Raw genomic sequence first — 10,412 nt, 5'->3', positions numbered from 1 at the left:
GTCGAGAACCTGTTCGCCAAGCTCAAGGACTGGCGCCGCATCGCCACACGCTACGACCGTTGCGCTCACACCTTCTTCTCTGCCATCTGCATCGCAGCTGTCGTCATCTTCTGGCTCTGATCAATGAGTCCTGAGCCTAGCGCATGCGCCACGCCGCCGACATCTTCATCACCACTGCGTCGGGCCGGCGGTGGTACCTTCTCGATCCGCGCCCCAGCGATGTGCATTTCCGCGACATCGCCTCGCACCTCGCCAAGATCTGCCGTTTCGTGGGGGCGACAGGCCCCTTCTATTCCGTCGCGCAACACTCCCTGTTCGTGGCGGCGCAGCTGCCGCCGGGCCAGCGCGCCTATGGCCTGCTGCACGACGCGCACGAGGCCTATCTCGCGGACATCTCCTCGCCCTTCAAAGGGGCGCTGCGCGCGCTCGGCGGGGGCGAGGCGCTCGCCGCCCTCGTCTCGCGGGCGGATATGCAGCTATCCACGAAGCCGCCGGGCTGCAATGGCCGCCCCCGGCAGACGTGGCGGAGGCCGTGCACCAGGCGGACCTCAGGGCCTTCGCCACCGAATGGCGCGACGTGGGGCCGTGCCCGTCGCAACCCGCTCCGGTGCCCTGCCGCCCCGTCGGCACCCGCATCCGCCCGCAGCCGTGGCCGAAGGTCGAGGAAGCCTTTGTCGAAGAGCTGCGCATCCACCTCCCCGCTACTCTCCGGAGCGTCGCATGAGTGCCGTGAACAACGCGCGCCTCCTCTCCTACATCGAGCGCATCGAGCGGCTGGAGGAAGAGAAGAGGTCCATCGCCGACGACATCAAGGATGTGAAGGCAGAGGCAAAATCCGCCGGCTTCGACGTGAAGATGATCACAAAGATGATCGCTTTGCGTCGCCTGACCCCTGCCGAACGCAGGCTGGAGAAGGAACTCACCGAGATCTATGAGGCCGCCTGCGGCCTCCTCGACGGCACGCCGCTGGGCGACGCCGCCCGCGAGCGGCTCATGAAGGAAGAGCCCAACGCCGAACCGGTGCCCGCGCCGCCTGCCCACGCGCAGGAGGTGATGCGCACCGCCGAGGAAGCACGCGAGGAAGGCGGCGAGGCGTTCCGCGCCGGCGTGCGCATCATCGACAATCCCTATACGGCGGGCGATCCGCGCCGCGCCGCGTGGGATGAAGGCTTCTGCGCCGCCTCCGGCTCGGACGGCATGGACATTCCCGAGGCGTGGCGCCGCAAGTCCAAGAAGGGCGCGAAGGGAGACGACAAGCGCGACGGCGGCGCGACGGCCGAGCCGTCCGCCGCACCCGAGAGCGCCGTGGATCCCGACCAAGACCCCCTACCCTTTGGCGACCCGCAAGACCCCGCCGCCCCGGCGGACCCGGATGACCATTCGGGCACCTTCGAGGAACCCGCGCCGGATGCGCCGTGGGCAGCCCCGCTTGCCGATCCCGCACCTCAGCCGGAAGGTGACGCCGCAAAGCGGCTCGACGATCTGGTGAAGCGCACCAAGCGCAGGCAGGCGGACACCGCCGCCGAGAAGGCTGCCGCCAAGAGCGCGCCGAAGGGAGCGACCAAGCGCGGCGCGAAGGCACCCGCGAAGGGCCGCAAGGGCGACGGGGAGGGCCAGCCGTGAGCGAGCCCGCCCGCACCCGCAAGCCGGACCTCACCAAGGGCCTCGACAAGGTCCAGAAGTTCGGCACCATCCTCCTGCCCCACCAGGCCGAGGAGCCCATCCTCGCCGCCGGGCCGAGGCTCGCCATCTATGAGTGGCTGACCGAGCTGCGCGCCCGGGCCGAGCTGGAGAGCGTAGGCCTCAAGCCCCGCGCGACGGCGCTGCTCTACGGGCCGCCCGGCACGGGAAAGACGACTCTTGCCCACCACCTCGCGGCCCGCCTTGGGCTGACGCTGGTAACGGTCCAGGCCGAGCGGCTGATGACCCCTCAGTTCGGCGGCAGCTCCAACAATATCGGCGAGCTTTTCGATGGGCTCGCCGAGGCCGAGCATGGCTGCGTGCTCTTGCTGGACGAGATCGATTCCATCGGGAGCACGCGCTTGTCCGACGACAGTTCGGCCGGGCGCGAGCGGAACATGGTGCTCACCACCCTGCTCACGCGGGTGGAAGCCTTTCGCGGCATGGCGATCGCGGCGACCAACCGCAAGGATCAGCTCGACCCCGCCTTGTGGCGGCGGTTCGGCATGCAGATCTCCGTGGACTTGCCGGACGGCGAGGAGCGCTTCGCCATCCTGAACCGCTATGCGGCGCCTTTCGACTTCGGCGAGGACGGCCTCGACATCCTCACCGACCTGACACAGGGCGCCTCCCCGGCACTGCTGCGCCAGCTCATGGAAGGCCTGAAGCGAGCGCTGGTGCTGCACCCGCGCCTCGGCCTCAATATCGATGACGTGGCCGTGGTGTTCCGCGCCATCACGTCCGCCGTCGCGCCGCACCCCGACCTGCAGCAACCGCCGCTCTGGAAGGCCTTCGGCGCGCACGCCGGCCAAATCCGCAAGATCCCGTGGCCGCCGGCCCGCCAACCCAAGGGGAGGGCCTGACCGATGGCAGGCGTCAACAAAGTCATCATCGTTGGCTACCTCGGCAAAGACCCGAGGATCGCCAAGACGCAGGCGGGCGCGCGCATCGCCAGCTTCTCCGTCGCCACATCCGAGAGCTGGCGCGACAAGGCCACCGGCGAGCGCCGGGAAGAAACCGAGTGGCACCAGGTGGTGATCTATAACGAGCGCTTGGTGGACGCGGCCGAGAAGTTCTTGAAGAAGGGCTCGAAGGTCTACGTCGAGGGCAAGAACGCCACCCGCGCATGGACCGACAGGGCCGGCGTCACGCGCTATGTGACCGAGGTGGTGCTCAAGCCCTTCCGTGGCGAGCTGACCCTCCTAGATACCACCGAGCGCGCGCCCGCCCCCGACGAAGGCAGCTACGGCGCCGCGCCGGCCGGTCCCGACGATGAAATCCCGTTCGGCTGAGGCGCGCCCATGACACCCTTTGATCGTGCCCTCGGCATCGTCACCGAATATGAGGCCGCCGGCGAGACCAGCGCCGCGCGGATGCTGCTGCTCACCCGCATCGAGGCGCTTTGCGAGGTCGCCGAGGCCGCCGGAAACTTGGTGGAAGATCTGAAGGCTGCATGGCCGCTGATCGCCGGTATGGCGGCGGACGACCAAGGGAGGGCTCGCGATGGCGCGGCATGACATCCTTCCCATCAGCCTGCCCCCGCGCGGTCTCTCCCGCACCGAGGCTGCGGCCTATATCGGCGTGTCCGCCGGCACCTTCGATCAGCTGGTGAAGGATGGCCGCATGCCGCCGGCGAAGAGGATCAACAGCCGCACGGTGTGGGATCGCAGGAAGCTTGACGCTGCGTTCGATGCGTTGCCCGATGGCGCACAAGAGGAAAACCGCGACGATCCGTGGGCACGGGTGGCGGTATGACGAGCGGCGCACCCATGCTGGACCGGCTGCAATACGTCTATGAGGACATGGACCGCCACGGCAACGTGCGGATCTATGTGTGGCGCGGCAAGGGTCACAAGAAGATCCGCATCCGCGAGCGCCCCGGCACCCCGGAATTCCGCAAGGCCTATGATGAGGCGATCGCGCGCGCCTTCTCCCCCGTCCCCGCCGAGCCGGAGGAGACGGAAGACAAGGCCCGCGACCGCACCCCGAAGCCCGGCACGTTCCGTTGGATGTGCATTCGGTTCATGGCCGAGAGCGCGGACCACAAGCGCGACAGCGCGCGCACCCGCCATGTCCGCAAGCTCATTCTGGAAAGCATGTTCGAGGAGCCGACCGAGCCCGGCGCCAAGACCTTCTATGCGGACTTTCCCCTTGATCGACTCTCGGTCAAGGCGATCCGCGTGCTGCGCGATCGCAAGCTCGCCGCTCCGGAAGCCGGCAACAGCCGAATCAAGGTGCTTCGGAAGGTGTTCAATTGGGCGATCGCCGATGAACTCCCCGGCATCACGGTCAACCTCGCCCGCGACGTGCCCTATTTCACGGCGGCGGGGAACGGCTGGCACACGTGGAGCGTGGACGAGATCGAGCAATATGAGGCGCGGCACCCCCTCGGCTCCAAGGCCCGCCTCGCGCTCGCGCTTCTCCTCTACACCGGCGTGCGACGCTCCGATGTGGTCCAGCTCGGCCGCCAGATGATCCGGAACGGATGGCTGCGCTTCACGGAGGTGAAGGGCCGCCGCCACCTCGTGAAAGAGCGGGAGATCCCCGTGCTGCCGCAGCTCCAGGCGGTCATAGACGCCACGCCCGGCAGCCACATGACCTTCCTCGTGACGGAGTTCGGGGCGCCCTTCAGCGACGCCGGCTTCGGCAACTGGTTTCGCGATCGATGCGACGAAGCCGGCTTGCCGCAGTGCTCGGCCCATGGCCTGCGCAAGGCCGGCGCCACGATCGCCGCCGAGAACGGCGCGACCGAGCATCAGCTCATGGCGATCTATGGATGGGAGAGCCCCAAGCAGGCGGCCCGCTACACCAGGAAGGCGAACCGCAAGCGCCTCGCCGGCGACGCCATGCACCTCGTGGCGCCGACCAAAAAGTGAACAAATCTTTCCCACTCTGCCTTGCCCACCGTATCCAGTGGGAAAGATAAAGCGAAAATCTCAATGATTTCAGGGGCTTAGGAAAGTGATGGTGCCCAGGGGCGGAATCGAACCACCGACACTGCGATTTTCAGTCGCATGCTCTACCAACTGAGCTACCTGGGCATCCGCCGGGCCGGGGCCCGGGTCCGGAGGGGCGTCAACCCCTTCGGAGCGGCGAGTGTATAGGGAGGAAATCGGGTCGTGTCCAGAGCCGGCATGCAGTCTGTAGGGCGGCGCGTGGGAGCTGTGGACAAGCCAGGGCGGTGATCGCCTCGATGCGTTTCGGGACAAGCGTTTCCGCCCCCCTGTCACCGGACACGCACGCGATCGCGGGACGGGCGCCCGCCGTCCTGCGCGGGTTGCAGACAGCCTCATTTCTCCACCTGCGTGCCATCGCGCGAGTCGCCAACGGTGCGATGCATTCTTGCGCGGAAGCTGGCACAATGGCCGGCAAATCACCGCCCGGACGCAGCATCACGGCTGGGGCGGATATGCGGGAACGACGGGGGATGGTGTGCCCGAGCGCAAGATGAAGAGCGTCGCCGAGCCGAAGAGCGTCGACCAGGAGACTGCCGACTATGTCACCGGGTCCAGCGCCCCCGCAGCGGAGGCGGTCACGCTGGAGGAGGCTCTGGGCGTGCAGGTGCGCTCCATCCGCCGCGAGCTGGACCTGACGGTTTCCGACCTCGCGGGCGCGGCCGGCATCTCGGTGGGCATGCTGTCGAAGATCGAGAACGGGCAGATCTCCCCCTCCCTCGCCACGCTGCAATCCATCTCCAAGGCGCTCAACGTGCCGCTCACCACGCTGTTCTCCGCCTTCGAGGAGCGGCGCGACTGCTCCTTCGTGAAGGCGCAGCAGGGCGTCATCATCGAGCGGCGCGGCACCAAGGTCGGCCATCAGTACGAACTGCTGGGCCACGGCCTCGGCGGCGACATCGTGGTGGAGCCCTACCTCATCACCCTCACCGAAGAGGCGGCGCCCTACACGGGCTTCCGCCATGCGGGCGTGGAGTTCATCTACATGCTCTCCGGTGAGGTGCTCTACCGCCACGCGGACCGCACCTATCACCTGCGCGCCGGCGATGCGTTGATGTTCGATTCCGGTGCCGCCCATGGCCCGGAAGACCTCATCAAGGCGCCCATGACCTACCTGTCCATCATCGTCTACGGCCGCGACCGGCACTGAGCCGGCGCGCCCTTCTCACCCTGACGATCAGCGAAGTTTTCCTCCAGAGAAAATTATATTCTCTTCCGATTGACGCCCTCGCCTAACGGGCGTACTCCTTGTGACAAGGCCGCAGCGGCGGCCCGCAATGGAGTAAAATCGAACGCCATGTGCGGCATCGTCGGACTTTTCCTCAAGGACCCGAAGCTCGAAGGCGAGCTGGGTGCCATGCTCGCGTCCATGCTCTGCGTCATGACTGATCGCGGCCCCGACAGCGCGGGCTTCGCGGTCTACGGCGCCGGCGGCAAGGACAGTGTGAAGCTCTCCCTGCGCGCCGCCCGGGGCTATGATTTCGAGGACCTCGCCGCCGGCCTGTCCGGCCCGGCGAACGGCATGCCCGCCCTCGTCCTCCACGGCACCCATGCGGTGGTGGAAATCCCGCAGGTGCGTGAGGCCGCCGTGCGCGCCTTCCTCGCCGAGCGCCATCCCGAGGTGGCGGTGGTGGGCACCGGCTCCCGCATGGAAATCTTCAAGGAGGTCGGCCTGCCCTCCTCCGTGGCGCAGACCTTCGGCCTCGCGCAGATGCGCGGCACCCACGGCATCGGCCATACCCGCATGGCCACCGAGAGCGCCGTGACCACAGCCGGTGCGCATCCCTTCTCCACCGGCGCCGACCAGTGCCTCGTGCACAACGGCTCGCTGTCCAACCACAACGCCCTGCGCCGGCAGCTGAAGCGCGAGGGCATCGCCATCGAGACCGAGAACGACAGCGAGGTGGCCGCCGGCTATCTCACCTGGCGGATGCGGGAAGGCGCCTCCCTCGGGCAGGCGCTGGAAGCGGGCCTGAAGGACCTCGACGGCTTCTTCACCTTCGTGGTGGGCACCGAGAGCGGCTTCGGCGTGCTGCGTGATCCCATCGCCTGCAAGCCCGCCGTGATGGCCGAGACCGACCAGTATGTCGCCTTCGGCTCGGAATACCGCGCGCTCGTCGACCTGCCCGGCATCGCCAAGGCCAAGGTCTTCGAGCCCGAGCCCGCCACCGTGTATTTCTGGGAGCGCGCACAGTGAACGCAATTGCGCCGGACGTGACCTTCGACCTCGCCACCACGCCGCTGCGCGAGCTGAACGAGGCCCTTCACAAGGCCACCGCTGAATCCAACGCCCGCCGCTGGCGGGTGCTGAACCCCAACGGCCGCCACGCGGTGGCTGTGGGGCTGGCCATGCCCCTCACCGTCGAGATCGAGGGCAATGTCGGCTACTACTGCGCCGGCATGAATGCGGAAGCCTCCGTCATCATCCACGGCAATGCCGGTCAGGGCGTCGCCGAGAACATGATGAGCGGCTTCGTGCATGTGCGCGGCGATGCCAGCCAGTCGGCCGGCGCCACCGCCCATGGCGGCATGCTCGTGGTGGATGGCAATGCCTCCGCCCGCTGCGGCATCTCCATGAAGGGCGTGGACATCGTCGTGAAGGGCTCCATCGGCCACATGAGCGCGTTCATGGGGCAGTCCGGCTCCCTCGTGGTGCTGGGCGATGCCGGCGAGGCGCTGGGCGACAGCCTCTACGAGGCCAAGCTCTTCGTTCGCGGCACGGTGAAGAGCCTGGGCGCGGACTGCATCGAGAAGGAGATGCGGGACGAGCACAAGGCGCTCTTGGCCCAGAAGCTGAAGGCCGCCGGCCTTGAAGGCGCGGTCGATGTCTCGGAGTTCAAGCGCTACGGCTCCGCCCGCCAGCTCTACAACTTCCACGTGGACAACGCGTCCGCCTACTGACGCGCGCCGCCGTCGCGCCCGCCACGGGCGGGACGCACCGACCGCAGTTGAACTTTTCCGGGTGAGGACCCCATGACCGCCCACAACAACACGCCGCGCACCCCGCCGCGCTTCTCCGCCACCTTCGATCCGGCGACACTGGCCGAGATCCGCCGGGCCGCGGCGACCGGCATCTATGACATCCGTGGCGCCGGCACCAAGCGCAAGCTGCCCCACTTCGACGATCTGCTGTTCCTCGGCGCCTCCATGTCGCGCTACCCGCTGGAGGGCTATCGCGAGAAGTGCGGCACCGAGGTCACCCTCGGCACCCGCTTCGCCAAGAAGCCGATCACGCTGAAGACCCCCGTCACCATCGCCGGCATGAGCTTCGGTGCGCTCTCCGCGCAGGCGAAGGAAGCGCTGGGACGTGGCGCCTCCACGGTGGGCACCTCAACCACCACCGGCGACGGCGGCATGACGCCGGAGGAGCGCGGCCAGTCCAAGACCCTCGTCTACCAGTACCTGCCGTCCCGCTACGGCATGAACCCGGTGGACCTGCGCAAGGCCGACGCCATCGAGATCGTCATCGGCCAGGGCGCCAAGCCCGGCGGCGGCGGCATGCTGCTCGGCCAGAAGATTTCCGATCGCGTGGCCGCCATGCGCACCCTGCCCAAGGGCATCGACCAGCGCTCGGCCTGCCGCCATCCCGACTGGACCGGCCCGGACGACCTTGAGATCAAGATCGAGGAGCTGCGCGAGATCACCGACTGGGAGAAGCCGATCTATGTGAAGGTCGGCGCCTCGCGGCCCTATTACGACACCGCGCTGGCGGTGAAGGCGGGCGCCGACGTGGTGGTGCTCGACGGCATGCAGGGCGGCACCGCGGCGACGCAGGACGTGTTCATCGAGCACGTGGGCATCCCGATCCTCGCCGCCATCCGCCCGGCCGTGCAGGCGCTCCAGGACCTCGACATGCACCGCAAGGTGCAGCTCATCGTCTCCGGCGGCATCCGCACCGGCGCGGACGTGGCCAAGGCGCTGGCCCTCGGCGCCGACGCGGTGGCCATCGGCACGGCGGCCCTCGTCGCGCTCGGCGACAACGATCCCCAGTGGGAAGACGAATACCAGGCGCTCGGCACCACCGCCGGAGCCTATGACGACTGGCACGAAGGCCGCGACCCCGCCGGCATCACCACCCAGGACCCCGAGCTGTCCAAGCGGCTCGATCCGGTGAAGGCCGGCCGCCGCCTCGCCAACTATCTCTCGGTGATGACGCTGGAGGCGCAGACCATTGCCCGCGCCTGCGGCAAGAGCCACCTGCACAATCTGGAGCCGGAAGACCTCGTGGCGCTGACCGTGGAGGCCGCCGCCATGGCCGGCGTGCCCCTGGCCGGCACCTCCTGGGTGCCCGGCAGGACCGGCGGATACTGATCCGAACCTTCAAGCCGCGCCGCTCGACCGGCGCGGCTTTTTTCAAAGAATACCGCTTCCAAATTCCGGGGAATTTCGCATGGACCACTTCCGTACGCCGCTCCGCGAGGCCGAAGGCCGCGCTTCCGCCGCTGCCCAGATCGACCTCGCCAAGGTCGCGAAGGACCGCGGCATCAAGTATTTCCTGATCTCCTACGTGGACCTGTTCGGTGGCCTGCGCGCCAAGCTGGTGCCCGCCTCCGCCATCGGCCCCATGCAGAAGGAAGGCGCCGGCTTCGCCGGCTTCGCCACCTGGCTCGACATGTCGCCGGCCGATCCCGACCTGTTCGCCGTGCCGGACCCGACCAGCCTCATCCAGCTGCCCTGGAAGGAAGAGATCGGCTGGCTCGCCGCCGACCTCTACATGGGCGGCAAGGAAGTGGAGCAGGCGCCCCGCACGCTGCTGAAGAAGCAGCTCGCCGCCGCCGCGCGTCTCGGCTACGAGATCAAGACGGGCGTCGAGTGCGAATACTTCCTCATCACGCAGGACGGCAAGTCCATCTCGGACACCGCCGACACCGCCGAGAAGCCCTGCTACGATCAGGCCGCCCTCATGCGCCGCTATGATGTCATCAAGGACATCTGCGACGCCATGCTCAAGCTCGGCTGGGGCGCGTACCAGAACGACCATGAGGACGCCAACGGCCAGTTCGAGATGAACTGGAACTACGACAACGCGCTTCTCACCGCCGACCGCCATGTCTTCTTCAAATACATGGTGAAGTCGATCGCGGAGCAGCACGGCCTGCGCGCGACCTTCATGCCGAAGCCGTTCATCAACCTCACCGGCTCGGGCTGCCACGCCCATGTCTCCATGTGGCAGAAGGGCAAGAACGCCTTCTCCGATCCCAAGGGCGAGCTGGGCGTCTCCGAGCTGGGCTACCACTTCATCGGCGGCCTCATCCACAATGCGGACGCGCTGTGCGCCCTCACCAACCCGACGGTGAATTCCTACAAGCGCATCAACGCCCCGCGCACCATCTCCGGGGCCACCTGGGCGCCGAACACGGTCACCTACACCGGCAACAACCGCACCCACATGATCCGCATTCCCGATGCGGGCCGGTTCGAGTTCCGCCTCGCCGACGGCGCGGCCAACCCCTACCTGCTCCAGGCGGGCCTCGCGGCCGCCGGCCTCGACGGCATCGAGAACAAGCGCGATCCGGGCAAGCGCCTCGACATCAACATGTACACCGACGGGCACAAGGTGAAGGGCGCCAAGCGCCTGCCGCTCAACCTGCTCGATGCCATGCGCGCGCTGGAGAAGTCCAAGGTGCTGACGGATCGCCTCGGCAAGCCGTTCGTGGACGGCTACCTGAAGCTGAAGACCGTGGAATGGAACGCCTTCTCCCGTCACCTCACCCAATGGGAAAGGGACAACACCCTCGACATCTGAGCCCTGCTCTGTCGGTTGTCCCCGGGAGCCCG

At 67.7% G+C, this 10,412-nt stretch carries 11 protein-coding genes, 1 tRNA gene and 1 pseudogene; 12 read left to right on the top strand and 1 reads right to left on the bottom strand.

Translation table 11 applies throughout. The features are described from left to right. The 7 genes and pseudogenes from ACE3QW_RS12670 to ACE3QW_RS12640 all read left to right on the top strand — a co-directional run. Nucleotides 1-120: pseudogene (locus tag ACE3QW_RS12670) on the top strand (IS5/IS1182 family transposase); the annotation flags it as partial. Between the two features lie 600 nt (nucleotides 121-720). Then, nucleotides 721-1,623, top strand: a complete 903-nt coding sequence (locus ACE3QW_RS12665) for a DUF2312 domain-containing protein (protein ID WP_374251740.1) — start codon at nucleotides 721-723, stop codon at nucleotides 1,621-1,623. Beyond that, nucleotides 1,620-2,543, top strand: coding sequence for an AAA family ATPase (locus ACE3QW_RS12660; RefSeq protein WP_374251739.1), 924 nt, complete (start codon nucleotides 1,620-1,622; stop codon nucleotides 2,541-2,543). Before ACE3QW_RS12665 ends, ACE3QW_RS12660 begins: the two co-directional genes overlap by 4 nt. A 3-nt stretch (nucleotides 2,544-2,546) precedes the next feature. Continuing rightward, on the top strand, nucleotides 2,547-2,972 hold the full coding sequence (ssb, locus tag ACE3QW_RS12655) for a single-stranded DNA-binding protein (RefSeq protein ID WP_374251738.1): 426 nt from the start codon (nucleotides 2,547-2,549) through the stop codon (nucleotides 2,970-2,972). A 9-nt stretch (nucleotides 2,973-2,981) separates the two neighbouring features. Beyond that, complete coding sequence (locus tag ACE3QW_RS12650) at nucleotides 2,982-3,197, top strand: hypothetical protein (protein WP_374251737.1); 216 nt, start codon at nucleotides 2,982-2,984, stop codon at nucleotides 3,195-3,197. Next, nucleotides 3,184-3,435 (top strand): AlpA family transcriptional regulator, encoded by a 252-nt coding sequence (locus tag ACE3QW_RS12645; protein ID WP_029558053.1) that lies wholly within the window; start codon nucleotides 3,184-3,186, stop codon nucleotides 3,433-3,435. Before ACE3QW_RS12650 ends, ACE3QW_RS12645 begins: the two co-directional genes overlap by 14 nt. Further along, entirely contained in the window at nucleotides 3,432-4,556 is a 1,125-nt protein-coding gene (locus tag ACE3QW_RS12640; protein WP_374251736.1) for a tyrosine-type recombinase/integrase, read from the top strand. Before ACE3QW_RS12645 ends, ACE3QW_RS12640 begins: the two co-directional genes overlap by 4 nt. An 89-nt stretch (nucleotides 4,557-4,645) precedes the next feature. On the opposite strand, the gene ACE3QW_RS12635 is transcribed toward ACE3QW_RS12640, so the two are convergent. Further along, nucleotides 4,646-4,721: transfer RNA gene (locus ACE3QW_RS12635), tRNA-Phe, on the bottom strand. A gap of 406 nt (nucleotides 4,722-5,127) precedes the next feature. Between ACE3QW_RS12635 and ACE3QW_RS12630 the strand changes: the two genes are divergently transcribed. From ACE3QW_RS12630 to glnT, 5 genes are all read left to right on the top strand, one after another. After that, a complete protein-coding gene (locus ACE3QW_RS12630; protein ID WP_029558051.1) occupies nucleotides 5,128-5,784 on the top strand; it encodes an XRE family transcriptional regulator in 657 nt (218 codons plus the stop codon). A gap of 147 nt (nucleotides 5,785-5,931) precedes the next feature. Continuing rightward, nucleotides 5,932-6,831 (top strand): glutamine amidotransferase family protein, encoded by a 900-nt coding sequence (locus ACE3QW_RS12625; protein ID WP_374251735.1) that lies wholly within the window; start codon nucleotides 5,932-5,934, stop codon nucleotides 6,829-6,831. Continuing rightward, nucleotides 6,828-7,535: a protein glxC gene (locus ACE3QW_RS12620; protein WP_024279532.1), complete on the top strand. Its 708-nt coding sequence runs from the start codon at nucleotides 6,828-6,830 to the stop codon at nucleotides 7,533-7,535. Before ACE3QW_RS12625 ends, ACE3QW_RS12620 begins: the two co-directional genes overlap by 4 nt. 72 nt (nucleotides 7,536-7,607) lie before the next feature. Beyond that, nucleotides 7,608-8,945, top strand: coding sequence for an FMN-binding glutamate synthase family protein (locus ACE3QW_RS12615; RefSeq protein WP_024279533.1), 1,338 nt, complete (start codon nucleotides 7,608-7,610; stop codon nucleotides 8,943-8,945). A gap of 79 nt (nucleotides 8,946-9,024) precedes the next feature. Continuing rightward, the gene (glnT, locus tag ACE3QW_RS12610; protein WP_245272262.1) at nucleotides 9,025-10,380 is read left to right on the top strand and encodes a type III glutamate--ammonia ligase; all 1,356 of its coding nucleotides are present in this window, start codon (nucleotides 9,025-9,027) and stop codon (nucleotides 10,378-10,380) included. Nucleotides 10,381-10,412 lie beyond the last annotated feature (32 nt).

The organism is Xanthobacter sp., assembly GCF_041911315.1.
In the GTDB taxonomy this organism is placed as follows: domain Bacteria; phylum Pseudomonadota; class Alphaproteobacteria; order Rhizobiales; family Xanthobacteraceae; genus Xanthobacter; species Xanthobacter aminoxidans.
This window is presented reverse-complemented; position numbering and strand designations above follow the sequence as displayed.

Excerpts from the sequence above, each read along its gene's own strand:
- ssb (WP_374251738.1), top strand. The coding sequence starts at position 2,547 with ATGGCAGGCGTCAACAAAGTCATCATCGTTGGCTACCTCGGCAAAGAC.
- ACE3QW_RS12650 (WP_374251737.1), top strand. The coding sequence starts at position 2,982 with ATGACACCCTTTGATCGTGCCCTCGGCATCGTCACCGAATATGAGGCC.
- ACE3QW_RS12625 (WP_374251735.1), top strand. The coding sequence starts at position 5,932 with ATGTGCGGCATCGTCGGACTTTTCCTCAAGGACCCGAAGCTCGAAGGC.
- ACE3QW_RS12615 (WP_024279533.1), top strand. The coding sequence starts at position 7,608 with ATGACCGCCCACAACAACACGCCGCGCACCCCGCCGCGCTTCTCCGCC.
- ACE3QW_RS12645 (WP_029558053.1), top strand. The coding sequence starts at position 3,184 with ATGGCGCGGCATGACATCCTTCCCATCAGCCTGCCCCCGCGCGGTCTC.
- ACE3QW_RS12665 (WP_374251740.1), top strand. The coding sequence starts at position 721 with ATGAGTGCCGTGAACAACGCGCGCCTCCTCTCCTACATCGAGCGCATC.
- ACE3QW_RS12630 (WP_029558051.1), top strand. The coding sequence starts at position 5,128 with ATGAAGAGCGTCGCCGAGCCGAAGAGCGTCGACCAGGAGACTGCCGAC.
- ACE3QW_RS12640 (WP_374251736.1), top strand. The coding sequence starts at position 3,432 with ATGACGAGCGGCGCACCCATGCTGGACCGGCTGCAATACGTCTATGAG.
- glnT (WP_245272262.1), top strand. The coding sequence starts at position 9,025 with ATGGACCACTTCCGTACGCCGCTCCGCGAGGCCGAAGGCCGCGCTTCC.